This window comes from Pseudomonas sp. Marseille-Q1929, assembly GCF_017316265.1.
Lineage (GTDB): Bacteria > Pseudomonadota > Gammaproteobacteria > Pseudomonadales > Pseudomonadaceae > Aquipseudomonas.
The window spans coordinates 43,895-70,023 of record NZ_JAFLWU010000003.1; the positions used below are offsets into that span (position 1 = coordinate 43,895).

At 61.5% G+C, this 26,129-nt stretch carries 17 protein-coding genes; 10 read left to right on the forward strand and 7 right to left on the reverse strand.

The window, feature by feature from the left end; all coding sequences use genetic code 11:
- Positions 1-1,578, forward strand: a complete 1,578-nt coding sequence (gene guaA, locus J1G37_RS06175) for a glutamine-hydrolyzing GMP synthase (protein ID WP_124525050.1) — start codon at positions 1-3, stop codon at positions 1,576-1,578.
- A 101-nt stretch (positions 1,579-1,679) separates the two neighbouring features.
- Here the strand turns inward: guaA and J1G37_RS06180 are convergent, their stop codons facing one another.
- From J1G37_RS06180 to treR, 4 genes are all read right to left on the reverse strand, one after another.
- Positions 1,680-4,169: a TonB-dependent receptor gene (locus tag J1G37_RS06180; RefSeq protein ID WP_207040555.1), complete on the reverse strand. Its 2,490-nt coding sequence runs from the start codon at positions 4,167-4,169 to the stop codon at positions 1,680-1,682.
- Positions 4,170-4,284: 115 nt separating this feature from the next.
- Entirely contained in the window at positions 4,285-5,226 is a 942-nt protein-coding gene (locus J1G37_RS06185) for a FecR domain-containing protein (protein ID WP_207040556.1), read from the reverse strand.
- On the reverse strand, positions 5,226-5,726 hold the full coding sequence (locus tag J1G37_RS06190) for a sigma-70 family RNA polymerase sigma factor (RefSeq protein WP_207040557.1): 501 nt from the start codon (positions 5,724-5,726) through the stop codon (positions 5,226-5,228). Before J1G37_RS06190 ends, J1G37_RS06185 begins: the two co-directional genes overlap by 1 nt.
- 89 nt (positions 5,727-5,815) lie before the next feature.
- Entirely contained in the window at positions 5,816-6,520 is a 705-nt protein-coding gene (gene treR, locus J1G37_RS06195; protein ID WP_017736802.1) for a trehalose operon repressor, read from the reverse strand.
- Positions 6,521-6,736: 216 nt separating this feature from the next.
- Between treR and treP the strand changes: the two genes are divergently transcribed.
- From treP to J1G37_RS06220, 5 genes are all read left to right on the forward strand, one after another.
- Positions 6,737-8,179 carry a PTS system trehalose-specific EIIBC component gene (gene treP / locus J1G37_RS06200; protein ID WP_207040558.1) on the forward strand — a complete coding sequence of 481 codons (1,443 nt, stop codon included), beginning with the start codon at positions 6,737-6,739 and terminating at the stop codon, positions 8,177-8,179.
- A gap of 117 nt (positions 8,180-8,296) precedes the next feature.
- The gene (gene treC / locus J1G37_RS06205) at positions 8,297-9,943 is read left to right on the forward strand and encodes an alpha,alpha-phosphotrehalase (RefSeq protein WP_207040559.1); all 1,647 of its coding nucleotides are present in this window, start codon (positions 8,297-8,299) and stop codon (positions 9,941-9,943) included.
- 69 nt (positions 9,944-10,012) lie between these two features.
- Positions 10,013-11,233, forward strand: coding sequence for a carbohydrate porin (locus J1G37_RS06210; RefSeq protein ID WP_207040560.1), 1,221 nt, complete (start codon positions 10,013-10,015; stop codon positions 11,231-11,233).
- 184 nt (positions 11,234-11,417) lie between these two features.
- Complete coding sequence (ptsP, locus tag J1G37_RS06215; RefSeq protein WP_207040561.1) at positions 11,418-13,934, forward strand: phosphoenolpyruvate--protein phosphotransferase; 2,517 nt, start codon at positions 11,418-11,420, stop codon at positions 13,932-13,934.
- Between the two features lie 2 nt (positions 13,935-13,936).
- Entirely contained in the window at positions 13,937-14,209 is a 273-nt protein-coding gene (locus tag J1G37_RS06220) for a PTS transporter subunit EIIB (RefSeq protein WP_207040562.1), read from the forward strand.
- A gap of 141 nt (positions 14,210-14,350) precedes the next feature.
- Here the strand turns inward: J1G37_RS06220 and mltF are convergent, their stop codons facing one another.
- Positions 14,351-15,811 carry a membrane-bound lytic murein transglycosylase MltF gene (mltF, locus tag J1G37_RS06225; RefSeq protein WP_207040563.1) on the reverse strand — a complete coding sequence of 487 codons (1,461 nt, stop codon included), beginning with the start codon at positions 15,809-15,811 and terminating at the stop codon, positions 14,351-14,353.
- A 286-nt stretch (positions 15,812-16,097) separates the two neighbouring features.
- Here mltF and purL point away from each other — a divergent pair, with 286 nt between their 5' ends.
- From purL to J1G37_RS06245, 4 genes are all read left to right on the forward strand, one after another.
- Complete coding sequence (purL, locus tag J1G37_RS06230; RefSeq protein WP_207040564.1) at positions 16,098-19,994, forward strand: phosphoribosylformylglycinamidine synthase; 3,897 nt, start codon at positions 16,098-16,100, stop codon at positions 19,992-19,994.
- 4 nt (positions 19,995-19,998) lie between these two features.
- On the forward strand, positions 19,999-20,310 hold the full coding sequence (locus J1G37_RS06235; RefSeq protein WP_207040565.1) for an NGG1p interacting factor NIF3: 312 nt from the start codon (positions 19,999-20,001) through the stop codon (positions 20,308-20,310).
- Between the two features lie 302 nt (positions 20,311-20,612).
- Positions 20,613-21,254 (forward strand): DUF6036 family nucleotidyltransferase, encoded by a 642-nt coding sequence (locus tag J1G37_RS06240; RefSeq protein ID WP_242551450.1) that lies wholly within the window; start codon positions 20,613-20,615, stop codon positions 21,252-21,254.
- Positions 21,238-21,690 carry a hypothetical protein gene (locus J1G37_RS06245; protein ID WP_207040566.1) on the forward strand — a complete coding sequence of 151 codons (453 nt, stop codon included), beginning with the start codon at positions 21,238-21,240 and terminating at the stop codon, positions 21,688-21,690. Before J1G37_RS06240 ends, J1G37_RS06245 begins: the two co-directional genes overlap by 17 nt.
- A 170-nt stretch (positions 21,691-21,860) precedes the next feature.
- On the opposite strand, the gene nagE is transcribed toward J1G37_RS06245, so the two are convergent.
- Both nagE and ptsP (J1G37_RS06255) read right to left on the reverse strand, forming a co-directional pair.
- A complete protein-coding gene (nagE, locus tag J1G37_RS06250; protein WP_207040567.1) occupies positions 21,861-23,567 on the reverse strand; it encodes an N-acetylglucosamine-specific PTS transporter subunit IIBC in 1,707 nt (568 codons plus the stop codon).
- A gap of 27 nt (positions 23,568-23,594) precedes the next feature.
- Complete coding sequence (ptsP, locus tag J1G37_RS06255; protein ID WP_207040568.1) at positions 23,595-26,105, reverse strand: phosphoenolpyruvate--protein phosphotransferase; 2,511 nt, start codon at positions 26,103-26,105, stop codon at positions 23,595-23,597.
- Between the last annotated feature and the right edge of the window lie 24 nt (positions 26,106-26,129).

Genomic DNA, 26,129 nt, shown 5'->3' on the forward strand with positions numbered 1-26,129 from the left:
ATGGCCCTCGACATTCACGCCCACCGCATCCTGATCCTCGACTTCGGTTCCCAGTACACCCAGCTGATCGCCCGCCGCGTGCGTGAAATCGGCGTGTACTGCGAACTGCATCCGTTCGACATGGACGACGAAGCGATCCGCGAATTCGCACCCAAAGGCGTCATCCTCGCCGGTGGCCCCGAGTCCGTGCACGAAGCCAACAGCCCGCGTTGCCCGCAAGCCGTATTCGACCTGGGCGTGCCCGTCTTCGGTATCTGCTACGGCATGCAGACCATGGCCGAGCAACTGGGCGGCAAGGTTGAAGGTTCCGAGCTGCGTGAATTCGGTTATGCCCGTGTCGACGTGGTCGGCAAGAGCCGCCTGCTGGACGGCATCGAAGACCACGTTGACGCCGACGGCCTGTTCGGCCTCGACGTGTGGATGAGCCACGGTGACAAGGTCACCAAGATGCCGGAAGACTTCCACATCCTGGCCAGCACCCCGAGCTGCCCGATCGCCGGCATGTTCAGCGACGAGCGTCGCTACTACGGCGTGCAGTTCCACCCGGAAGTGACCCACACCAAGCAAGGCGGCCGCATCCTGTCGCGTTTCATCCTCGACATCTGCGAGTGTGAAGCCCTGTGGACCCCGTCGAAAATCGCTGAAGACGCCATCGCCCAGGTTCGCGCCCAGGTCGGCACCGACAACGTACTGCTGGGCCTGTCCGGCGGCGTTGACTCCTCGGTAGTGGCTGCCCTGCTGCACAAAGCCATCGGCGACCAGCTGACCTGCGTCTTTGTCGACAACGGCCTGCTGCGCCTGCACGAAGGTGAGCAAGTGATGGCCATGTTCGCCGAGAACATGGGCGTCAAGGTGATCCGCGCCAACGCTGAAGATCAGTTCTTGAACAACCTGGCCGGCGAGTCCGACCCAGAGAAGAAGCGCAAGATCATCGGTCGCACCTTCATCGACGTATTCGATGCCCAGTCCAACAACCTGGACAACATCAAGTACCTCGCCCAGGGCACCATCTACCCTGACGTGATCGAGTCGGCTGGCGCCAAGAGCGGCAAGGCCCACGTGATCAAGTCCCACCACAACGTGGGTGGCCTGCCTGAGGAAATGAACCTTAAGCTGGTAGAACCGCTGCGCGAACTGTTCAAGGACGAAGTCCGCCGTCTGGGCCTGGAACTGGGCCTGCCGTACGACATGGTCTACCGCCATCCATTCCCGGGCCCGGGCCTGGGCGTGCGTATCCTGGGTGAAGTGAAGAAGGAATACGCCGACCTGCTGCGTCGCGCCGACCACATCTTCATCGAAGAACTGCGCAAGGCCGACTGGTACCACAAGGTCAGCCAGGCTTTCGTGGTGTTCCAGCCAGTCAAGTCTGTAGGCGTTGTAGGCGATGGCCGTCGTTACGCATGGGTCGTGGCCCTGCGTGCCGTAGAAACCATCGACTTCATGACTGCTCGTTGGGCGCACCTGCCGTACGAACTGCTGGAGACTGTCAGCGGCCGTATCATCAATGAGATCGAAGGCATTTCGCGCGTTACTTATGACGTGTCGAGCAAGCCGCCGGCGACGATTGAGTGGGAATGATCCTGCACTAGCAGGTGAATGCTGAATGACAACACCCCGGCCTGGTGCCGGGGTTTTGTTTTTCTTGAGTTTGTCCTCGAAGGCAGCGGTTCAGGGCTGCCTCAGAACGCGTACTTAGTCGTCAACATAAAGTTACGCGGCGCCCCATACGAGCCACTGCGAAAGTTCTCGTCCAGCGAGCTGATGTACTTCTTGTCAAACAGGTTGTTCAGCGTGCCGGTGGCCGACCACTGCGGCGTCAGTTGATAGCGGGCCATCAGGTTTACGGTGGCGTAGTCGCCTTGCTTGACCTTGGTCGAGGCCGGCAGTTGCCAATTGCTTACCGTCATGTGGATGCCGCTTTGCCAGTTCACGCCGCCACCAACGGTCAGGCGGTCCAGTTCGCCGGGCAGGCGGTAGGTGGTCCAGACCTTCATCATGTCGGCCGGGATGATGGTTTTGACGCGCTCGTTATCGGCGTCCTTGACCACGCTGTGGCTGTAGCTGGCGTTGAGGTTCCAGTCCGGCAGCAGTTCGCCGCTGACTTCCATGTCGATGCCGCGGGTCTTGGTCTTTTTCGCCGCATAGGCGGTGACGAGGTCGTTGCCGGCCACTGTGCCATCGGCGATGGCGTCGTTCTCCAGGTCAACTTCGAACAACGCGATGGCGGTGTTCAGGCGGCCGTTGTAGTAATCACTCTTCAGGCCGATCTCGTAGTTGTCGCCTTCACGCGGGTCCAGCAAATGGCCGCTGGTGTTGCGGTACGCCTGTGGCTTGAAGATGCTGGTGTAGCTGGCGTAGACCGAGTGGTTGGGCGTCAGGTCATACACCACGCCGGCATAGGGTGTGACTTTGCCGTTGATGCGTACGGTGTCGTCGGTGTTGTATGGCTGCAGGCTGGCGACGTGATAGTGAAACAGCGCGTCATAGCGGTAGTTGCTGACGCGGGCGCCGAGGATTACCGAGAGGTCGTCGACCGGCTTCAAGCGCGTCGCCAGGTAGGCGCCGTTTTGCCATTGGTCGATGTCATCGTCTTCGCGGTTGAAGTTATAGGTCGCGTTGGGTGCGTAGTTGTTCCAGCTGTAGATGTTCACCGGCTTGCCGCTGACGCCGTTGTTGTTGCTGCCGTCGGCCATCAGGTTGCCGTAGCCGTTGCGGCGGTTTTCGTAGCTCTGGTAGTTGAAACCCATTACCAGCTCATGTTCCCGGCCCAGCAGTTGGTAGGGACCGGAGAGCATCACGTCGAGGCCCTGTTGTTTTTGCGTGTTGTCGCCCTTGGTCGCGGTGTAGCTCAGGCCGTTGCCGGTTTGGGCGTTGACGAATCCGGTGGTGGTGCCGACGGTGATCGAGTCGTAGTCCCGGGTGCCGTACATGGAGTTGGCGGAGATCTTCAAGCTCCAGTCGTGATCGAGTTTGTGCTCGATCGAGGCGAAGGCATTCACCGATTCCTGGCGGTTGGTGCTGTCGCGGCTGGCTGGGTTGTCGCTGCGTGAGGTGTTCAGGCGATTGCCCTTGTTGTCCAGCAGTGGCAGCCCGGTGGTGGAGAAACCACGCGGGTCGTTGTTGAGGTATTCGGCACCGACCGTCAGCAGCGTGTTGTCGCTCAAGTCTGCTTCCAACACGCCGTAGACGATGGTTTTTTCCGTCTGCAGGTGGTCGGTAAAGCTGTTGCCTTGGGAATAGGCTGCCACCGCTCGTCCGCGTAAGTTGCCGGTCGGCGTCAATGGGCCGGAGACGTCGACTTCACTGCGGTATTGATCCCACGACCCCAGGCCGGCACTGACATAACCCTGGAAGATCGCGGTGGGTTTCTTGCGGACCATGTTGACTGTGCCGGAAGGATCGCCCGTGCCCGACAGCAAGCCGGAAGCGCCGCGCAGCACTTCGACGTGGTCGTAGATCGCCATATCCGACAGCGCTTGCGGCAACGCCTGGCTGAACGCAAATGAGGTGGTGGGCATGCCGTCGTATTGGTAGTTGTCGATGGCCAGGCCACGGGAGAACACATACAGCCGGTCGCTGCCGGGGCTTTGTACGTTGATCCCCGGGGTTTGTTCCAGCACCGAGCCGATGCTGTTCAGGTTCTGGTCGTCGATCCGTTGGCGGGTCATGACGCTGACCGACTGCGGTGTTTCTTTCAGGCTCAGGTTCAGTTTGGTCGCCGTGCTGGTGGACCCGGTGGTGTAGGAACCGCTGTTCTCGCTGATCGCCCCCAAGCCCAGGCCGGAGATGGTGGTGGCGCCCAGTTGCAGCGCGTCACCCTTGGCGGCTGGTACCAGTACATACGCGCCATTGGCCTGGCGCTGCGCTTGCAGGCCACTGCCGGCGAGCAGGCGCGCCAGGCCTTCGTCGATGCTGTAAGTGCCGGTCAACCCTGGCGTGGTCATGCCTTGGGTCTGCTCGACACTGAACGACAATGTGACATTCGCCGCCGTGGCAAACAGGCTCAGGGCTGCGCCGAGCGACCCCGCATTGATCTGGTAGGCATGGCTCTGGTTTTGCGCCAGTGCGTGGGTCGGTGCCAGGCTCAAGGCCGAAAAGACACCGAGCGCCACCGCCAGGTGAACGGCGTGGGCGAGCGGCCGGGCGGCGTTGAGGGTGAATCGTGACATACAGGTTTCCTTCCGTTGGCAGGGCAGGGGAGCAGTCGTGATTGCTGCTTTCCTGTACATGGCCGAACGAAAATTGGAATCGGCAACCCTTGATGGGAATTATTCGCAGAAAACTTCAGGCGGCTTCGACGCTGGCCCAATAACGCGTGACGAAACGCACGCTCACCGGCAGCGACTGGCTGAGGTTTTCCAGGATGGTATCGGTGTCATCGATGCGGAACGCGCCACTCAGGCGCAGGTTGGCAATCGCTGGTGCGCAGCGCAGCACGCCCGGGCGATAGCGGCTGAGCTCGGCGATAAAGTCCGCCAGGCGCCAGTCGATCACCGTCAGCATGCCTTGGCTCCAGGCGCCGGCTCCCGCCGGGGCGGGGGTTACGGCACTGGTCTGGTCGCGGTCGAAATGGGCCTGCTGGCCAGCATCCAGGTGCAGCACGCGTGACGGATGGTTCAACGGGCGCAGCTCTACGGCTTTGTCCAGCACGCACACCTCGGTGACGGTCGGCCCGCAGCGCACGATAAAGCGAGTGCCCAGCGCGCGCACGCTGCCTTGCGGCGCCTCGACGATAAACGGGCGGCTGTCGCGGGCGGTCTCCACGAGGATCTCGCCGCGATGCAGGCGGATCAGGCGCAGTTCGGCGTTGAAGGCAATGTCGATGGCGCTGTCGGTATTGAGGTCCAACTGGCTGCCGTCGTCCAGGCGCAAGTGGCGACGCTGGCCGGTGGCGGTGCGTTGATCGGCCAGCATCGCCGGGTACGGCAGGTGCCCGGCGGCCAGCCAGCCACTGCCGCTCACTGCCAGCAACAGGCCAAGGGTCTTGAGCACTGCGCGGCGGCGCGCCTTGACCCCGGCCAGGGTCGATAGGGAAACATCTGCTGGCAGCCTGGCCCATTGGCTTTGCAATTTTTCCACGCGGGCCCAGGCCCGTGCGTGCTGCGGGTTGGCCGCCAGCCACTGACGCCATGCCTGGTGGTCGGCCTCGTTCGGCGACGTGCTGTTGAGGCGCACATACCAAGTGGCGGCAGCTTCGAGGGTGGGCAGGTCCAGGGGCACGGCCATCAGTCTTCCGTCAGCAGCAGGCAGTGGGTCATGGCACGGATCACGTGTTTCTTGACGGTGGTCACCGAGACGCCGAGGCGTTCGCCGGTGGCCACATAGCTCAAACCTTCCAACTGCACGGCAAGGAAGATCTGCCGCGTGCGCTCGCCGAGGCCGTCGAGCATGCTGTCGATCGCCACCAGGGTTTCCAGGATCAGCAGGCGTGTTTCGGGGGAGACATCCAGCGGTTCCGGGCGCAGGGCCAGGGCTTCGAGGTACGCTTGCTCAAGGGCGCGGCGGCGGAACTTGTCGATCATCAATGCGCGGGCAATGGCGCTCAGGTAGGTGCGCGGCTCGCGGATCTGTTCGACATCGCGGGAGGTCAGCAGGCGTACGAAAGTATCCTGGGCCAGGTCCGCCGCATCGCTGGCGTTACCCATGCGGGCGCGCAACCAGCTTTTCAGCCAGCCATTGTGTTCGCTGTACAGCACGTGCAGGGCGCAAGAATCGGGAGCGGGCATGAGCGGCAAAACCAACGGTTCAATTGATAATGAATCGCATTGTCTGGCCCGCGATGGATTTGCGCAAGATCATTCCCGAAGGAACGCCGTCAGCGCCGCGCAATATCCGAAAAGTAAAACTTATCCAACGTATGCCGCGACTCGGTGTATTCAAACTGCCGGCCATCCTGCAAAAACGTCTGGTTACTCACCACGATCACATGGCTTTGCCCTTCGAGGTCGAGGTGCGCCTGGTCGTCCTTGCTGCGGGGCAGGGCTTCGATGGTGCGTTGGGCGTAGGCAATTTGCAGTTGCAGGGTCTGTTCGATAAACGCGTAGATCGACTGCTCGGCAATCTCGCGGTCCAGCCCCGGAATCAGCTCGGCGACGAAGTGGTTGATGTCGAGGATCACCCGTTTTCCGCCAATGCGCCGCACCCGCTTGATACGGGTAATCAGGGTGCCCGGTTCGGCTTCGATATGTTGCTGCAGTGAGCCTTCCAGGGGGAACTGGGTAAATTCAACCACTTCGGTGCGTACGTCATCGCCCAGGTCGGCGTGGGTTTCGTAGAAGCTGACGATGCCGCCCAGTTGGAACTCGATGGGGTTGGGCGACAACACGAAGGTGCCCTTGCCGTGGATCTTTTGCGCGAACCCACGCTCCTGCAATTGCTCGATGGCCCGGCGCACGGTGCCACGGCTGGCCTGGTAGCTGTGCATCAGTTCGGTTTCGGAGGGAAGGCGCGTGCCGCGTTGCAGGCGTTCAGTGGTGATGCTGGCAAGCAGATCCGTGTAGATCTGGTTGTATTTGCTCATGGGGATGGCTCTGTGCCTTTGCGTTCAGGCAGGAACCTTAGTGGCATGGGTGGGGTTTGTCCATTCGACCTACAGTCAGCCAGGTCCTGCGCGGAATAAACTTTTTCAAACTCGTCTGTACGAGTTGTTGCTTTAACTCGTACAGACGAGTACTTTTGCCCTCGGCGTGCTGCCAATGACTGCCCCCAAATAAAAAAATCAAAGTGGAAACCAAGCATGAGCCACGACTATTCGAATATTGCCCGCGAGATCCTCGAACACCTCGGGGGCAGCGACAACCTTGAGCAAGCCGCCCACTGCGTGACGCGCCTGCGTCTGGCGCTCAAGGACCCGAGCCTGGTCAACAGCAGCGCGCTGAACCAGGTCGATCTGGTCAAGGGCTCGTTCTTTACCGGCGGCCTGTTCCAGGTGGTCATCGGCCCCGGTGAAGTGGAAAAGGTCTACGCCGCCCTGCGCGAACAGACCGGTCTTGCCGCCGCCACCATCGCCGATGTGAAGAAGAAGGGCGCCGACAAGACCAACGCCATGCAGCGCCTGGTGCGGGTATTTTCCGATGTGTTCATGCCGATCCTGCCCGCGCTGATCATCGCCGGCCTGTTGATGGGCGTGAACAACCTGATGGGCGCCAAGGGCATGTTCATCGAGGGCAAGACGCTGCTGGAGGCGTACCCGAACCTGGACGGCCTGTGGAGCCTGATCAACCTGATGGCCAATACCTCGTTTGTGTTCCTGCCGGCGCTGGTGGGCTGGTCGGCGGCCAAGCGGTTTGGCGGCAGTGAAATCCTCGGCATCGTGCTCGGCCTGATGCTGGTGCACCCGGACCTGCTCAATGCCTGGAACTACGGTAAGGCCGTCGCCGGCCTCGACGGCCAAAGCCTGCCGTACTTCGATATCTTCGGCTGGTTCAAGATCGAAAAAGTCGGCTACCAGGGGCAGATCCTGCCGATCCTGATGGCCGCCTATGTGATGAGCGTCATCGAGAAATGGCTGCGGGCGCGAGTGCCCAATGCGATCCAGTTGCTGGTCGTGCCCATCACCACCATCGTGGTCACGGGTGTGCTGGCGCTGGCGATCATCGGCCCGGTGACCCGTCACCTCGGCATCCTGATCACCGAAGGCGTGGTCACCTTGTTCGACCTGGCGCCAATGGTTGGCGGGGCGATTTTCGGCCTGTTGTACGCGCCGCTGGTGATCACCGGCATGCACCACATGTTCCTCGCGGTGGACCTGCAACTCATCTCCACCCAAGGCGGCACCTTTATCTGGCCGATGATCGTCATGTCCAACCTGGCCCAGGGCAGCGCCGCACTCGGGGTGTTCTACATGACCCGCAACGCGCGGGACAAAAGCATGGCGTCCACCTCGGCGATTTCCGCGTATTTCGGCATCACTGAGCCGGCGATGTTCGGCGTGAACCTGCGCTTCAAGTTTCCGTTCTACGCCGCGCTGCTGGGTTCGGCGCTGGGCAGTATTTTCCTGTCGCTGAACAAGGTGCAGGCGTCGGCCATCGGGGTCGGTGGCTTGCCTGGGTTTATCTCGATCATTCCGCAGTACATCCCAAGCTTTGTGATCGGGATGGCGGTTGCGATCGTGGTGCCGTTTGTTTTGACCTGTGGGTTGAGCATGAAGATTGTTCGGCCGGGTTATCGCGTCGCCTGATCTATCGCCTTCGCGAGCAAGCCCGCTCCCACATGGGAATGCATTTCAAATGTGGGAGCGGGCTTGCTCGCGAAGAGGCCCTCAAGGCCAGCACAAAACTCTACTGAAGGAATCCCCATGCAAAACTGGCAACACTCGGTGATCTACCAGATCTACCCCAAAAGCTTCCACAGCCACGCGGGTAACGCCACCGGTGACTTGCTGGGCATCGTGGACAAACTCGATTATCTGAAGTGGCTGGGCGTGGATTGCCTGTGGATCACCCCGTTCCTGCGCTCGCCACAGCGCGACAACGGCTACGACATCAGCGACTACTACGCCATCGACCCCAGCTACGGCACCATGGCCGACTGCGACCGGTTGATCAGCGAAGCCGCCAAACGCGGTATCAAGCTGATGCTCGACATCGTGGTCAACCACACCTCCATCGAACACGAATGGTTCCAGCAGGCGCGCAGCAGCCTCGACAACCCGTACCGCGATTTCTACATCTGGCGCGACCAGCCGAACAACTGGGAATCCAAGTTCGGCGGCTCGGCCTGGGAGTACGAGGCACAAACCGGCCAGTATTTCCTGCACCTTTTCGACCACACCCAGGCCGACCTCAATTGGGACAACCCCAAGGTGCGCGCCGAAGTGTTCAAGCTGATGCGCTTCTGGCGTGACAAGGGCGTCGGCGGTTTCCGCCTGGACGTGATCAACCTGATCTCCAAGCCCGCCGATTTCCCCGAAGACAACACTGACGGCCGGCGCTTCTACACCGACGGCCCCAACGTGCATGAATACTTGCAGGAAATGCACCGCGAAGTCTTCGAAGGCCACGACCTGATCAACGTCGGCGAGATGTCGTCTACCAGCCTGGAGCACTGCATTCGCTATTCGAATCCAGCGTCGAAAGAATTGTCGATGACCTTCAACTTTCATCACCTGAAAGTCGATTACCCGAACCTGCAAAAGTGGGTGAAAGCCGACTTCGATTTCCTCCAGCTCAAGCAGATCTTTTCCGACTGGCAACTGGGCATGCAGGCCGGCGGCGGCTGGAACGCGTTGTTCTGGTGCAACCACGACCAGCCGCGCGTGGTCTCGCGCTTTGGCGACGACGGTGAGCATCGCGTGGTCTCGGCCAAGATGCTCGCCACCGCGCTGCACTTCCTCCAGGGCACGCCTTATGTGTACCAGGGCGAAGAGTTGGGCATGACCAACCCGGGCTTCGACCGCATCGAGCAGTACCGCGATGTGGAGACCCTGAATATCTTCCGCCTCAAGCGCGATGCCGGTGAGTCCGAAGCGTCGAGCATGGCCGCAATCATGCAGAAGTCGCGGGATAACGGGCGTACGCCGATGCAGTGGAATGCCGGGGCCAATGCGGGTTTCAGCAGCGGCGAGCCGTGGATTGGTATCCCGGCGAACGCGGCGCAGATCAACGTCGAAAGCCAGTTGGATGACCCGGATTCAGTGCTGCATCACTACCGCGCACTCATCGCGTTGCGTCGCCATGAACCGCTGATCCAGCAGGGTGTTTATCGCCAGCTCCTGCAAGACCATCTCCAGGTCTGGGCCTACCTGCGCGAAGGTCACGGCGAGCGCCTGTTGGTGCTGAACAACTTCTACGGCACGCCGTGCGAAATCCAACTGCCTGCTGACGTGATCAACGCGGCAACCGAGCAACGCCTGTTGATCAGCAACTACCCCGACTGCCCGCAGCGAACCGCGACGGTGGTGTTGCGCCCGTACGAATCGTTTGTGCTGCACCTCAAGGATTGAGACCCGTTGTACCCCCGTGTGGGAGCACGGGGCGCTGCAAAAACCATAATAAAAATATCGGAGTGCTTCATGAAAACAACTATAAAGCTGGGCCTCGTTGCATCCTGTCTGAGCCTGCCCTTTGGCGCTCAGGCCCTGGAATTTGCCGGTTACTTGCGCAGCGGCGCGGGGACGTCAACGGGCAGTGGCCCGCAGCAATGTTTCCAGTTGCCGGGGGCGCAGTCCAAATATCGCCTGGGCAACGAATGTGAGCAATACGCCGAGCTGGAACTGCGCCAGGACCTGCTGACCCTCGACGACGGCTCGGTGCTCAGCGTCGATGCGATGGCGTCGCTGTACAACAAGTACGACCGCGAGCTCAAATTCCAGGGCGAGAACAACGGCTCGGCGCGCATGCCGCAGATGTACGCGCAGTGGTCCAACCTGCCCAGCCTCAACGGCGGCTCGATCTGGGCCGGGCGCCGTTACTACAAACGTAACGACATCCATATCTCCGACTTCTACTACTGGAACCAGAGCGCCACGGGCGGCGGTATCGAAGACGTGCTTATCGGCGACCTCAAGTACAGCTACGCGATCTCGCGCAAGGACAACCTGTACCAGAAGGAATACGCCACCCGTCACGACTTCAACGTCGCCGGCTTCAAGACCAACCCCGGCGGCGAGCTGGAACTGGGCTTGAGCTACATCGAAAAAGCCGGCGGGCGCGACACCAACAGCGGTTGGGCGATCACCGCACAGCACGTGCAAAAACCCTTCCTCGGCGGCAAGAACAAGTTCGCCTTGCAGTACGGCGAAGGCCCCGGCACCGGGCTCGGTTATACCGGCGATACCTTCCTGGACAAGAGCAGCAAAAGTTATCGCGCCGTGGAGTTTTTCGACTGGCAGGTGACCCCGCGTTTTGGCGGGCAGATCGAGGCGGTGTACCAGAAGGATATTCGCCCCGGCAGCCAGGACCAGACCTGGATGTCGGTCGGCGTGCGCCCGGCGTATGCCATCAGCGAGCAGTTCAAGCTGGTGACCGAGCTGGGCCATGACCAGGTCGATGCCACTGGCGGTACGCGCAAGCTGAGCAAATTTACCTTTGCCCCGACCTGGTCGCCCAAAGGCCCGGATTTCTGGGCACGCCCGGAAGTGCGTTTGTACTACACCTATGCAACCTGGAACGAAGCGGCCAAGCGTGCGGCGAATGAGCTGGCGGCGGGGTCGGCGTTGTCCGACACGGGTTCGTACGGTACGGCGCGGCATGGGTCGAACTTTGGTGTGCAAGTCGAATACTGGTGGAAGTAACGCGGACTCAAGTGGATGAGCTTTATGTGGGAGCGGGCTTGCCCGCGATGGCGGTGTGTCAGTTGCAGATGCTCTATCAGATGTACCGCCATCGCAGGCAAGCCAGCTCCCACAGGGGCCCTCGCTGAATCTGAAATATGTTTCCACCCTATGATTTTTACAGAACACAACAACAGGTGAAGTCATGACCCCATCCAACCCCCTGGAACTGCTGGCACCGTTATCCGGTGTACTGCTGGCGCTAGACTCGGTGCCCGACCCGGTATTCTCCAGCCGCCTGATCGGCGACGGCCTGTGCATCGACCCGACTTCGCAGACCCTCTGCGCGCCGCTGGCCGGGGTGATCAGCAATATCCAGGACAGTGGGCATGCCGTCAGCATCACCAACGACCACGGCGTGCAGGTGCTCCTGCACATCGGCCTGGACACCGTGAACCTCGCAGGCAAAGGCTTCACCCGCTTGGTGCAGGAAGGCCAGCAGGTGGAGGCCGGGCAAGCGCTGATCGAATTCGATGCCGACTACGTGGCGCTGCATGCCCGCAGTTTGCTGACCCTGATGCTGGTGGTCAGCGGCGAGCCGTTTACCTTGCTGGCGAACGGTCTGGTCGAGGTGGGCCAGCCATTGATGCAGTTATCCCCAGGCGCGCCGGTTGACGCAGTGGACGAGGAGGAGGGCGATGCGCTGTTCTCCAAGCCCCTGACGCTGCCCAACGCCAACGGCCTGCACGCGCGCCCGGCGGCGGTGTTGGCCCAGGCGGCGAAAGGCTTCAACGCGAGCATCTACCTGCACAAGCAAACCCAGAGCGCCAACGCCAAGTCGCTGGTGGCGATCATGGCGCTGCAAACCGTGCACGGCGACACGCTGCAAGTGAGCGCGGCGGGGGCGGATGCCGACGCTGCGATCAAGGCCTTGGTGGCGTTGTTGGCTGACGGTTGCGGCGAGACGGTCGCGGCACCGGCTGAAGTGATCGTGCCGCTGGCGTCGGCGACATTGCTGCGCGGCGTGTGCGCATCGCCGGGCTCGGCATTTGGCCAAGTGGTGCAAGTGACCGAACCCGTGCTGAACATCACGGAACCGGGCAGCGGTGAAGCGGCTGAGCGTGGCGCTTTGCAGCGCGGCCTGCTAGCGGCAAGCGAAGCGCTGCAAGCCTTGCAAGACAAGGCCAGCGGCAGCGCCCAGGCGCAGATTTTCCGCGCTCATCAAGAGTTGCTCGAAGATCCGACCTTACTCGAACACGCCCACGACCTGCTGGCGCAAGGCAAGAGCGCCGCCTTTGCCTGGAACAGCGCCACGCTGGCCACCGTCAAACTGTTCCAGGGCCTGGGCAATGCGCTGATTGCCGAACGTGCGGCGGACTTGGCCGATGTTGGCCAGCGTGTGCTCAAACTGATCCTCGGCATTCAGGACAGCGCCTGGGATTTGCCGGAGCGTGCGATCCTGATCGCTGATCAACTCACACCCTCACAAACTGCCAGCCTAGATACGCGCAAGGTGTTGGGGTTTGTCACCGTCGGTGGCGGTGCTACCAGCCATGTCGCGATCCTCGCTCGTGCCCTGGGTTTGCCGGCGATTTGCGGTGTGCCGGTGCAGGTGCTGGCGCTGGCCAACGGTAAGCAAGTGCTGCTGGATGCCGACAAAGGTGAGCTGCACCTGGACCCGGACCTGGCAGAAATCGAAAAGCTGGAAACAGCGCGTCAACAGCAAATCCTGCGACGTCAGCGCGAGGTGGCGCAGGCTGCTTTGCCGGCGACGACCCGCGATGGTCATCATGTCGACGTCAGCGCCAACGTCGCCTCGCTGCAAGAAGTCGAGCAGTCGTTGACGTTGGGCGGCGAGGGCGTCGGTCTGTTGCGCTCTGAATTCCTCTACCTGGACCGCAACCGCGCGCCAAGCCCCGAAGAACAAGCGGCGACCTACACCGATATCGCCCGTGCCCTGGGCAGCGAGCGCAATCTGGTGGTGCGTACCCTGGACGTGGGCGGCGACAAGCCGCTGGCCTATGTGCCGATGGACGCCGAGACCAACCCCTTCCTTGGCCTGCGCGGCATTCGCCTGTGCCTGGAGCGCCCGCAACTGTTGCGCGAACAATTTCGCGCGATCCTCGCCAGCTCGGGTTTTGCGCGCCTGCACATCATGTTGCCGATGGTCAGCCTGCTGTCGGAGCTGCATCAGGCGCGGCAAATTCTGCAAGAGGAAGCGCTGGCGCTGGGGCTCACCGAGCTGCCCAAGCTGGGCATCATGATCGAAGTCCCATCCGCCGCCCTGATGGCGGATGTGTTCGCGCCCCATGTGGATTTTTTCTCCATCGGCACCAATGACCTGACCCAATACACCTTGGCGATGGACCGCGACCACCCGCGCCTGGCCAGCCAGGCCGACAGCTTTCACCCGGCGGTGCTGCGCCTGATCGCCACCACGGTCAAGGCCGCCCATGCCCATGGCAAGTGGGTCGGTGTGTGTGGCGCGTTGGCCTCCGAAGCGCTGGCGGTGCCGGTGTTGCTCGGGCTGGGGGTGGATGAGTTGTCGGTCAGCGTGCCGTTGATCCCCACCATCAAGGCCACCGTGCGCGAGCTGGACATGGCCGACTGCCAGATCATCGCCCGCCAAGTGCTGGGCCTGGAAGAAGCCGCGCAAGTGCGTGAGGCATTGCGCCAGTACCACGCGGCTACCGTTGAAACCTCACCTGTCGTGGAGCTTTGAGCATGTTCGAGAAATTGCAGCGGGCGTTCTGGAAGGCCTTGACCCCGGATTTGGTGGCTGAGACGGTGGCAACGCCGGGGTTGTTGTCGGCGCAGGTGCTGAAGGCGTTGGGTGGAGCGGATAACCTTAAGTTGCAGCAGCGGGTTGCGCTGACGCGGGTGAGGGTGCAGTTGCAGGATGCGACCCGATTGGACGAGCAGGCTTTGACGGCGGCCGGTGTGCCAGGGGTGATGGTGTTGACGGGCGGCGTGGTGCACCTGCTCACCGGCCTCTAAACCAAACGCAGATCAAAATGTGGGAGCGGGCTTGCCCGCGATAGCGGTGGATCAGTCAACTCATGTGGCGACTGACCAACCGCTATCGCAGGCAAGCCAGCTCCCACACAAGCCCGCTCCCACATGGGTTCGGTGGTGTTCTTAGAGTTTCGGGTTGTCTTCTGGCGGCTTGGTCTTGTCCACACCCGGCACATGCAAGTTGCCCTCGACCACCTGGTTGCCTTCCAACTGCGGCTGGGTCACCCAGGTCAAGATGTCGTAGTAGCGCCGGATGTTCGCCACAAAGTGCACCGGCTCACCCCCACGGGCATAACCGTAGCGGGTCTTGCTGTACCACTGCTTCTGCGACAGGCGTGGCAGCATCTTCTTCACGTCCAGCCACTTGTTCGGGTTCAGGCCTTCGCGCTTGGCCAGGGTGCGCGCATCGTCCAGATGGCCGCCGCCGACGTTGTAGGCGGCGAGCGCGAACCAGGTACGATCCGGCTCGGCGATGCTGTCGTCGAGTTCACTTTTGATCCGGGCCAGGTACTTGGCGCCACCCATGATGCTTTGCTTGGGGTCCAAGCGGTTGGACACACCCATGGCCTGGGCGGTGTTCTGGGTCAGCATCATCAGGCCGCGCACGCCGGTCTTGGAGGTGACCGCCGGTTGCCAGAGCGATTCCTGATAGCCGATGGCCGCCAATAAACGCCAATCGACCTTTTCTTCCTTGGCATAGGCGCGAAAGTGCTTCTCGTACTTGGGCAGGCGCTGCTGCAAATGCTGGGCGAAGGTATAGGCACCTACATAACCGAGTACATCGACGTGCCCGTAATAGCGATCTTTCAGACGTTGCAAGGTGCCGTTTTTCTCGACCTTGTCCAGGTAGCTGTTGATTTCGTTGAGCAGGCTGTTGTCTTCACCGGCGGCCACGGCCCAGCTCTGGTTGCTGGCGTTGCCGAGGTCGAACGCCACGCGCACGTTGGGGAAGTACACCTGGTTCATCGCCACTTCGTTGGAGTCCACCAGGGTCAGGTCGATTTGCCCCTCGTCCACCATGCGCAGCAGGTCGACCACCTCAACGGCATCGGACTCTTCGTATTCGATTGCAGGATTCTGCTGTTTAAGCGCCGCCAGTTGTTCGGCGTGGGTGCTGCCCTTGAGCACCATGATCTTCTTGCCCACCAGGTCCGCCGCGTTTGTCGGACGGGACTGGCCATTGCGATAGATGATCTGCGGGGTCACTTCCAGGTAAGGATGGGAGAAACGTACCTGCTGCTGGCGCTGCTCGCTGCTGACCAAGCCAGCGGCAGCCAGCACCGGGCCGTTGGTCTTGCCCAACTGGCCGAACAGGTCATCGAGGTTGTCGGCGGTCTCGATCTCCAGCTTGACGCCCAAGTCATCGGCAAAGCGCTTGACCAGTTCGTATTCGAAACCGGTTTCACCGTTGCGGTCCTGGAAATATGTCGCCGGGCTGTTCCGGGTAATCACCCGCAATACGCCATCCTCCTTGATTCGCTCGAGCGTGCTGGGTTTATCAACACAGGCGCTGAGCAGCAGGAAGAGTCCGGTTGCGAAGAGCCATTTGGCACATCGCGGGCGCAAAGCAGTTGGGGAGAACATCTGCGCAGTATACGCAAACGGCCCACGGCGCCATATCTCGACAGCGTGGGCGTTGTCTGCTAGACGCCGCAAAAGCGTGCTGCAGCCCGCAGAAATGGGGCTTCGCGCGGGATTGTGACGGTTAAAATAACTGCGCGACATCGCGCGGATTTTGCCCCGATAGCATGCAAACCCGGCCAACTGACGTTCGGCAGCGGCCAGCGGTGCCGTTTCGGGTGCCGTTGGCGACGGTTTACGCTAGAATGCACGGCCTCAAAGCACACCCCTTCCCGAGGCTGTCCCGAAGATGTTGATCCTGCGCGGCGCTCCTGCCCTTTCTGCCTTTCGCCACAGCAAACTCCTTGAGCAACTGAGCCAGAAGGTTCCAGCGGTTACAGGCCTGTATGCTGAATTTGCTCACTTCGCCGAAACCACCGGCGTCTTGACCGCCGACGAACAGCAAGTGCTGGCACGCCTTCTGAAGTACGGCCCAAGCGTTCCCGTTCAAGAGCCGACCGGCCGCTTGTTCCTGGTTCTGCCACGGTTCGGCACCATCTCGCCCTGGTCGAGCAAGGCCAGCGATATCGCCCGCAACTGCGGCCTGGAAAAAATCCAGCGCCTGGAACGCGGTATCGCCTTCTATGTCGCTGGCCAGTTCAGCGATGCCGAAGCCGAGCTGATCGCCAGCAGCCTGCACGACCGCATGACCCAGATCATCGTCAGCCAGCTGGAACAGGCTGCCGGTCTGTTCAGCCACGCCGAGCCCAAGCCGCTGACCGCGATTGACGTGCTCGGTGGCGGTCGCGCCGCCCTCGAGAAGGCCAACACCGAGTTGGGCCTTGCCCTGGCCGACGACGAGATCGACTACCTGGTCAATGCCTTCAACGGCTTGAAGCGCAACCCGCACGACATCGAACTGATGATGTTCGCCCAGGCCAACTCCGAGCACTGCCGTCACAAGATCTTCAACGCCAGTTGGGACATCGACGGCGAAAGCCAGGAAAAAAGCCTGTTCGGCATGATCAAGAACACCTACGTGATGCACAGCGAAGGCGTTCTGTCGGCTTATAAGGACAACGCCTCGGTTATCGTCGGTTCCGTCGCCGGTCGTTTCTTCCCGGACCCTGAAACCCGCCAGTACGGCGCGGTGCAGGAACCGGTGCACATCCTGATGAAGGTCGAGACCCACAACCACCCGACCGCGATTGCCCCGTTCCCGGGCGCAGCCACCGGTTCCGGCGGCGAAATCCGCGACGAAGGCGCTACCGGCCGTGGCGCCAAGCCAAAGGCGGGCCTGACCGGTTTCACCGTGTCCAACCTGCAGATCCCGGGCTTCGAACAGCCGTGGGAAGTGCCGTACGGCAAGCCTGAGCGCATCGTTACTGCGCTGGACATCATGATCGAAGGCCCGCTGGGCGGCGCCGCGTTCAACAACGAGTTCGGTCGTCCGGCCCTGACTGGCTACTTCCGCACCTTCGAACAATCCATCACCACCCCCCGTGGCGATGAAGTGCGCGGCTACCACAAGCCAATCATGTTGGCTGGCGGCATGGGCAACATTCGTGAAGAACACGTCAAGAAAGGCGAGATCCTGGTCGGCTCCAAGCTGATCGTGCTCGGCGGCCCGGCGATGTTGATCGGCCTGGGCGGCGGCGCCGCTTCCTCCATGGCCACCGGCACCAGCTCGGCAGACCTGGACTTCGCTTCCGTACAGCGCGAAAACCCAGAGATGGAGCGTCGCTGCCAGGAAGTCATCGACCGTTGCTGGCAGTTGGGTGACAAGAACCCGATCAGCTTCATCCACGACGTCGGCGCGGGCGGTTTGTCCAACGCCTTCCCGGAACTGGTCAACGATGGCGACCGTGGTGGCCGTTTCGAACTGCGCAACATTCCAAACGACGAGCCGGGCATGGCCCCGCACGAAATCTGGAGCAACGAATCCCAGGAACGCTACGTTCTGGCCGTCGGCGCTGAAGACTTCGCACGCTTCCAAGCCATCTGCGAACGCGAGCGCTGCCCGTTCGCCGTGGTCGGCGAAGCCACTGCCGAGCCACAGCTGACCGTCACCGACAGCCACTTCGGCAACAGCCCGGTGGACATGCCGCTGGAAGTGCTGCTGGGCAAAGCCCCGCGCATGCACCGTTCGGCTGTGCGTGAGGCTGAATTGGGCGATGACTTCGACCCAAGCACGCTGGAACTGGCCGATAGCATCGAACGCGTGCTGCACCACCCGGCCGTGGCGAGCAAAAGCTTCCTGATCACCATCGGCGACCGCACCATCACCGGCCTGGTGGCCCGTGACCAAATGGTCGGCCCGTGGCAGGTTCCGGTGGCCGACGTTGCCGTCACCGCCACCAGCTTCGACGTCTACACCGGTGAAGCCATGGCCATGGGCGAGCGTACGCCGCTGGCCCTGCTGGACGCCCCGGCGTCGGGCCGCATGGCCATTGGTGAAACCCTCACCAACATCGCGGCGTCGCGTATCGGTAAATTGTCTGACATCAAACTGTCGGCCAACTGGATGTCCGCTGCCGGTCACCCAGGTGAAGATGCGCGCCTGTACGACACCGTCAAAGCGGTCGGCATGGAACTGTGCCCGGAGCTGGGTATCACCATTCCGGTGGGCAAGGACTCCATGTCCATGGCCACCCGTTGGAACGAAGACGGCACCGACAAGAGCGTCACCTCGCCGCTGTCGCTGATCGTTACCGGTTTCGCACCGGTCACCGACATCCGCCAGACCCTGACCCCGCAACTGCGCATGGACAAGGGCACCACCGATCTGATCCTGATCGACCTGGGCCGTGGCCAGAACCGCATGGGCGCGTCGATCCTCGCGCAAACCCACGGCAAGCTCGGCAGCCAGGCACCGGACGTCGACGACGCTGAAGACCTCAAGGCCTTCTTCGCCGTGATCCAGGGCCTCAACGCCGACGGCCACCTGCTGGCTTACCACGACCGTTCCGACGGTGGTTTGCTGACCAGCGTGGTCGAGATGGCCTTCGCCGGTCACTGCGGCCTGAACATCGTGCTCGACAGCGTTGCCGAGGATGCATCCGAGATCAACGGCATCCTGTTCAACGAAGAGTTGGGCGCGGTGATCCAGGTTCGCCAGGACGCTACCCCAGACGTGCTTGCACAGTTCAGCGCTGCCGGCCTGGATGACTGCGTGGCGGTGATCGGCCAGCCGATCAACAACGGCGAGATCAACATCTCGTTCAACGGCGACACCGTGTTTGCCGGCCAGCGCCGTCTGCTGCAACGCCAGTGGGCCGAGACCAGCTACCAGATCCAGCGTCTGCGCGACAACGTGGAGTGCGCCGAGCAGGAATTCGACGTGATCCTGGAAGAAGACAACCCGGGCCTGAGCACCAAGCTCAGCTTCGACGTCAACCAGGACATCGCCGCGCCTTACATCAAGAAAGGCATCCGCCCACAGGTTGCTGTACTGCGTGAGCAGGGCGTCAACGGCCAGGTGGAAATGGCGGCTGCGTTCGACCGTGCGGGCTTCAATGCGATCGACGTGCACATGAGCGACATCCTCGCCGGTCGCGTTGACCTCAACGAGTACAAAGGCCTGGTGGCCTGCGGTGGTTTCTCCTACGGCGACGTGCTGGGTGCCGGTGAAGGCTGGGCCAAGTCGGCGCTGTTCAACAGCCGTGCCCGCGACGCGTTCCAAGGCTTCTTCGAGCGCAACGACAGCTTCACCCTGGGTGTGTGCAACGGTTGCCAGATGATGTCCAACCTCAGCGAACTGATCCCGGGCAGCGAGTTCTGGCCGCACTTTGTGCGCAACCGTTCCGAGCAGTTCGAAGCCCGCGTCGCCATGGTGCAGGTGCAGGAGTCCAACTCGATCTTCCTGCAAGGCATGGCCGGTTCGCGCATGCCAATCGCCATCGCCCACGGTGAAGGCCATGCCGAATTCGCCAGCGAAGAAGCGTTGCTGGAAGCCGACTTGTCCGGCACCGTCGCCCTGCGTTTCGTCGACAACCACGGCAAGGTCACGGAGACCTACCCGGCCAACCCGAACGGCTCGCCGCGCGGGATCACCGGCCTCACCAGTCGCGACGGTCGCGTCACCATCATGATGCCGCACCCGGAGCGCGTGTTCCGCGCCGTGCAGAACTCGTGGCGCCCGGAAGAGTGGAACGAAGACGGCGCGTGGATGCGCATGTTCCGTAACGCTCGCGTGTGGGTGAACTAAGACGGTGTACAAGCTCGCCTTCTTTGTGCCCGACAGCCATGTGGAGACGGTGAAAACCGCCGTCTTCACTGCTGGCGGCGGGCGCATCGGCAACTACGACAGCTGCGCCTGGCAAGTGCTGGGCCAGGGCCAATTCCGCGCGTTGGACGGCAGTCAGCCGTTTATCGGGCAAGTGGGCCAGGTTGAAGTGGTTGAAGAATGGAAGGTGGAGTTGGTGGTGGCGGATGAGTTGATGGTGGCTGTTGTGGCTGCGTTGAAACTGAGCCATCCGTATGAGACACCGGCGTATGAAGTGTGGCAGTTGGCGGATTTCTGATTCGTACGCTGCAAAAACAAGAAACCCGCTGGGCCAGTTTGGCCGGCGGGTTTTTTGTTGGCTGTGAGGGCCTCATCGCAGGCAAGCCAGCTCCCACATTTTGAATGTATTCACAGATCAAAAATGTGGGAGCGGGCTTGCCCGCGATGGCGTCCGTACAGGCGCTTCAGACCTTTCCGACAAGCCTTTCAGGTTGTCCCTCGGAACCTGCCTCAATAGCCTTTATCGGTCGCTGTCGGTTCAGTGATCGGGATCTGAATTCAAGGCCCGTCCAGCAACATGGCTTACGGGTTTGACATTCAATGATGGCATTACCAGATACCGTCGTTCCGCGCATCAAGACAAGTACTTCACTAGGGCGAGCTTTGGTTGCGATGTTCAAGTCAATCGAAGAGGAGTTGATACTTGAAGGCGCCAAGCCGGGGGCGGTCAAGGTGATTGTCTTCGGCGGCTGCGCTGTTCACTTATATACGCACCATCGTATTTCCACGGATGTGGATGCGGAGATCTATTCCTCGGATTGTCGAAATACACTGCGCCTTCAAACCCTACTGGCAGAGTTTCCCGAACAGTTTTTCGATGAGCACTCTGGCCGTGTCATGGAGCTGAACTATGACCTTCAATACAACACCGGTTTTGGTCCGCTTCACGAAGACTATTGGGAGCGAAGCATCCCACTGGAAGACTTTCCGCTTGAATCCGCGCTGCATCTGCATATAGCGGCACCTATCGATATTGCTATCTCAAAGCTGGGTAGAGCTACAGAGCAGGACGTGAGTGACATCATGGCGTTGCTCAGGGCGGGCTTCATCGTGACCGCTGAGCTCCGTCGGCTGGCAATGCAGGCGATTGATATGTATGTTGGCAACAAAGAGCCGCCCAAATCTATTCTGACCAATATCTTGCACGAATATCTGGAGACTGCAGATGGCGAAGCCGATTAACGGTCCCGTCCTCTCGTCCGCCTTGGACACACTGGTTAAAAATCCGCTGAATCAGGCTGACGACGACGCTCTCGTGAGTGCCGCGAAGGCTGTGTGGTACTCGGATGTGAACCTTGTGGGCGAAGTGAGAAACTTTCTGGATGGCCACTCCAGTGAGTTGGAGGTGCGTCGCGCAGGGTATCTGCTTGAGCGTTTTACGCGCTTTTCGTGTGTTACGGATAGCCGGGTTCTCGAGGCGCTGGAAGCGCTTGAGCTGTTTTCGGCATCGGCTTCCAAACCGTATGTGAAACCGCTGGGCACTGTTGCGTTGCGCAGTCGACGTGATGAGTTGGCCGTGTCTTGGGGACTTAGTGAGGGGTTGGGTTTGAAGGCGCAGGCGTTGATGCCATTTCAGACGCGCCATTACGAAGCGCAACAGCGTAGGGCGTCTGCCTAGGCGCAGATTGCGAATAAAAAACCCGCTGGGCCAGTTTGGCCAGCGGGTTTTTTGTTGTCTGTGAGGGCCTCATCGCAGGCAAGCCCGCTCCCACAGTTTTGAATGTATTCACAGATCAAAAATGTGGGAGCGGGCTTGCCCGCGAAGGGGCCGGTCCAGGCACTGACGCGTTAAGCCCCAGCCCCAATCTGCCGACCACTGACCAACCGCTCCAACGCCTCACCCAACCCCGAAGCCTTGTCACCAATCAGCAAGTGCCAAACACCGCTGTCCAGTTGGCTCACACCTTGGCAACCCAGTGCAGTCAGATCCGCTTCCGACAGTACCGAATCATCCCCCAGTTCCACCCGCAACCGCGTCATCGCCACGGCTTCCAACTGCCGCACATTCCCCCGGCCACCCAAGGCATCCAGCCACTTCTCGGCCTCCTGCACGTTCACCGCCACCAGCTTATCCACAGGCGCAACCATCACCGGTGCACTGGCAACAAACGAAGGCATCGCCAAGCGAATCTCATCGGCAATGCTATCGGCCATCGGCCCAACCACCACCTGCAAACTGCCGCCATTCCCCGGTCGAACCACGGCCATGGCGCCCAGCGCTTTCAAGTCCGCATCCACCGCCTTGTTGCGGTCCACCATGTCCAGGCGCAGGCGCGTCGTGCACGCGCCCACACTCAACAGGTTCGAAGCGCCGCCCAATGCACGGATGTATGCGCTGGCCCGCTGGTTATCGGTCATCACCTCGGCCTGCACCACCTGGATATCCTCACGCCCCGGCGTCTTCAGATTGAACCGGCGAATGCAGTAGCTGAACACGCTGTAGTAGATCAGCGCATACGCCAACCCCACCGGAAATACGAGCCAGCCATTGGTGGACTTGCCCCAACCCAGCACCATGTCGATAAACCCACCGGAGAAGGTAAACCCGAGGTGGATATTCAACATGTTGGTGACAGCCATCGACAGCCCGGTAAGCAGCGCATGGATCAGGTACAGGAATGGCGCAAGAAACATGAACGCAAATTCAATCGGCTCGGTCACCCCGGTCAAGAACGAGGTCAGTGCCATCGACAGGAAAATCCCGCCCATTACCTTGCGCCGCTCCGGCAGCGCGTTGCGGTACATCGCCAGACACGCCGCCGGCAGGCCGAACAGCATCACCGGGAACATGCCGGTCATGAACTGGCCGCCTTTCGGGTCGCCGGCGAAGTAGCGGGTCAAGTCGCCAGTCACTACTGCGCCGGTTGCCGGGTCGGTAAAGCTGCCAAACACAAACCACGCCATATTGTTGAGGATATGGTGCAGCCCGGTGACGATCAGCAGGCGGTTGAACACACCAAACACGAACGCGCCGAGGCTGCCGCTTTCCATCAGCAACACGCCAAAACCATTGATGCCGTGCTGGATCGGCGGCCAGATCAAGCCAAAGATCACCCCCAGCCCGACCGCGCTGAACCCGGTGACAATCGGCACAAACCGTCGCCCGCCAAAGAACGCCAGGTACTCCGGCAGCTTGATGTCCTTGAAGCGGTTATACAGCCCGCCCGCCATCAGGCCGCTGGCGATACCCGCGAGCATGCCCATGTTGATGCTCGTATCCATCACCTTGAGGGTGGAGATCATCACCAGGTAACCAATCGCCCCGGCCAGGCCCGCCGTGCCGTTGTTGTCGCGGGCGAAACCCACGGCAATGCCGATGGCGAAGATCAGCGCCAGGTTGGCGAAGATCGCCTGCCCGGCATCGTGCATCACCGCGATGTTCAGCAGATCGGTGTCGCCCAGGCGCAGCAGCAGGCCGGCGATGGGCAGGATCGCAATCGGCAGCATCAGCGCGCGGCCGAGGCGTTGCAGGCCTTCGATAAAGTGTTGGTACATGGCGTGTCTCCTTTTTTCTTGTTGTTGTCAGCTCAGCGGCCAGTGGTGTTGACAGGCTTGGCGAACGGCCTTGGCGCTGCTCAGGTCGAGCAGGCCCTGGCTCAGTTGCCGGCATTGCGCCGCGTCCAGGTGGCGGACGCGGTCCTTGATTTCACCGATTTGCGGCGGGCTTACCGACAACTCGCTGACGCCCAGGCCGATCAGCACCGGCGTAGCCAGCGGGTCGGAGGCGAGGGCGCCGCACACGCCGACCCAACGCCCATGCTTGGCCGCACCCGCGCAGGTCTGGGCGATCAGCCGCAACAGCGCCGGGTGCAGCGCGTCGACGCGGGCGGCGAGGCCGGCGTGGTCGCGGTCCATGGCCAGGGTGTACTGGGACAGGTCGTTGGTGCCGATGGAGAGGAAGTCCGCGTGCTTGGCCAGTTGTTCGGCCAGCAGCGCGGCGGCGGGCACTTCGATCATCACGCCGAGTTCGGGGCGTTGGGTCAGTTCCAGTTCGACGCACAATTCATCCAGGCGCTGGCGGATCTGCAACAGCTCATCCACTTCGCTGACCATCGGCAACAGGATGCGGCAACGCTCCAGCGGCGAGACTTGCAACAGCGCGCGCAGTTGTTGATCGAGCAGTTCGGGCCGCACCTGGGCCATGCGGATACCGCGCAGGCCCAACACGGGATTGGCCTCGACGGGTAACGGCAGATAGTCCAGTTGCTTGTCGCCACCCACGTCGATGGTGCGGATGATCACCGCCTTGTCGCCCATGGCATCGAGCACCGCTTGATAGGCCTGGCGTTGTTCCTGTTCATCCGGCGCGGTGCGGCGGTCGACGAAGAGGAATTCGGTGCGCAGCAGGCCGACGCCGTCGGCGCCATTTTCGTACGCCACTTGGGCCTCGTTGCTGGAGGCGACGTTGGCGGCGACTTCGATGCTCACACCATCTGTGGTGCGTGCCGGTTGGTGGGCTTGGGCATGTTGCTGCTGACGGCGCAGTTGTTGTGCGTCGCGAATCTGGTGCACCTCGGCGTGGCGCGCGTCGCTGGGGGCCAGTTCCAGGCGGCCATTGGCGGCGTCCAGTACCACGCGTTGGCCTTGGGGCACGTCGAGCACTTCGCTGCCCAACGCCACGACGCAGGGCAGGCCTTTGCCGCGCGCGAGAATAGCCACGTGGGACGTCGCGCCACCTTCGGCCATGCAGATGCCGGCGGCCTGTTGCGCAGTCAGTTGCAGCAGGTCAGACGGGGTCAGCTCATGGGCACTGACAATCGACCCGGCGGGCAATTCGAAATGCCAGGCTTCACCCAGCAGCGCGCGCAATACCCGTTGTTGCAAATCCCGCAGATCATTGGCGCGTTCGGCAAACAGTGGTTTGCCCAGGGCCAGCAACACCGCGCATTGCGCCTGGATTGCATCGCGCCAGGCGTGGGTGGCTGCGCTGCCTTGTTCAATGGAACCGGTCGCGGCTTCCAGCAGGTTAGGGTCTTCCATCAGTGCGAGATGGGCGGCGAAGATGTCTTCTTCTTCGACGTTCTTGCGCTGGCGCGCTTGATCCAGAGTCATGCGGATTTCGCTGCGTACTTGCTCCAGGGCGGTGTCCAGTCGTTGCAGTTGCTCATCGGCAGCATGGTGGCCGGTGTCTGCCGGCAGTTCGATACCGGTCAGGCGGAACAGCGGCCCGCACACCAGGCCCGGCGCAGCACACACACCTTGCAAAACGCCGGCTTCAGTATTGGCTCGGCGTGGGGTGGCAACGACCGGCGCGTGGTGTTCTTCCTTGATAACGGCTGATAAAGCCGCGATCAGTGCCTGCAACGCTGCCTCCGCATCTTTGCCACGACAGCTCACACGGATTTCATCACCTTCTCCAATTCCCAGGCCCATCAAGCCGATCAGGCTGTCACATGACGCCGACTTGTCGCTGAAATGCAGCTGTGCCTGGCTGCTGAAACCCTGGGCCGTCTTGCGAATCAACGCCGCAGGACGCGCGTGCAAACCGCCTCGGTGAGTGATGCGCACGTGGGCGCTGACTTCAGTGTCCGAGTTATCCACAGCGGTTTGCATCGCTGCCGCCGAGCGCGCCACGATCTGCAACAACGGCTCGCCGACCTTCACCGCTTTCCCGGCCACCGAACGCAACTCAAAGCGCTCGCCATTGGTCAGGATGATCAGGCTGACCAGGCTTTTGCACTGGCGCGCAATGCGGTCCAGGTCAAACTGCACCAGCGCCTGGCCCTTGCTCACCTTTGTGCCTTCCTTCACCAGCAAGGCAAAGCCTTCGCCATTCAGTTCCACCGTATCGATGCCCACATGCATCAGCACTTCGGCACCGTTCTCGGCGCGAATCGTCAGGGCGTGCCCGGTGCGCGCGACATGGATGATCACACCGTCACAGGGCGCATGCAGGCAATCGTTCAGCGGGTCGATGGCAATACCATCGCCCATGGCGCCGCTGGCGAACACTTCGTCGGGAACGTTGCCCAGGGTCAGCACGGGCCCGCTTAACGGGGCGCTGAGGGTCAATTCATTATTGTTGTAGGACATGGGCACGGTACTCATCAGGAAAGC

Bases quoted from the DNA above. Each gene is read 5' to 3' on its own strand.
- treR (WP_017736802.1), bottom strand. From the start codon at position 6,520: ATGAGCAAATACAACCAGATCTACACGGATCTGCTTGCCAGCATCACC.
- ptsP (WP_207040568.1), bottom strand. From the start codon at position 26,105: ATGTCCTACAACAATAATGAATTGACCCTCAGCGCCCCGTTAAGCGGG.
- guaA (WP_124525050.1), top strand. From the start codon at position 1: ATGGCCCTCGACATTCACGCCCACCGCATCCTGATCCTCGACTTCGGT.
- J1G37_RS06185 (WP_207040556.1), bottom strand. From the start codon at position 5,226: ATGGCCGTGCCCCTGGACCTGCCCACCCTCGAAGCTGCCGCCACTTGG.
- ptsP (WP_207040561.1), top strand. From the start codon at position 11,418: ATGACCCCATCCAACCCCCTGGAACTGCTGGCACCGTTATCCGGTGTA.
- J1G37_RS06240 (WP_242551450.1), top strand. From the start codon at position 20,613: ATGATGGCATTACCAGATACCGTCGTTCCGCGCATCAAGACAAGTACT.
- treP (WP_207040558.1), top strand. From the start codon at position 6,737: ATGAGCCACGACTATTCGAATATTGCCCGCGAGATCCTCGAACACCTC.
- J1G37_RS06180 (WP_207040555.1), bottom strand. From the start codon at position 4,169: ATGTCACGATTCACCCTCAACGCCGCCCGGCCGCTCGCCCACGCCGTT.
- treC (WP_207040559.1), top strand. From the start codon at position 8,297: ATGCAAAACTGGCAACACTCGGTGATCTACCAGATCTACCCCAAAAGC.
- J1G37_RS06210 (WP_207040560.1), top strand. From the start codon at position 10,013: ATGAAAACAACTATAAAGCTGGGCCTCGTTGCATCCTGTCTGAGCCTG.
- J1G37_RS06220 (WP_207040562.1), top strand. From the start codon at position 13,937: ATGTTCGAGAAATTGCAGCGGGCGTTCTGGAAGGCCTTGACCCCGGAT.
- purL (WP_207040564.1), top strand. From the start codon at position 16,098: ATGTTGATCCTGCGCGGCGCTCCTGCCCTTTCTGCCTTTCGCCACAGC.
- J1G37_RS06190 (WP_207040557.1), bottom strand. From the start codon at position 5,726: ATGCCCGCTCCCGATTCTTGCGCCCTGCACGTGCTGTACAGCGAACAC.
- nagE (WP_207040567.1), bottom strand. From the start codon at position 23,567: ATGTACCAACACTTTATCGAAGGCCTGCAACGCCTCGGCCGCGCGCTG.
- J1G37_RS06245 (WP_207040566.1), top strand. From the start codon at position 21,238: ATGGCGAAGCCGATTAACGGTCCCGTCCTCTCGTCCGCCTTGGACACA.
- mltF (WP_207040563.1), bottom strand. From the start codon at position 15,811: ATGTTCTCCCCAACTGCTTTGCGCCCGCGATGTGCCAAATGGCTCTTC.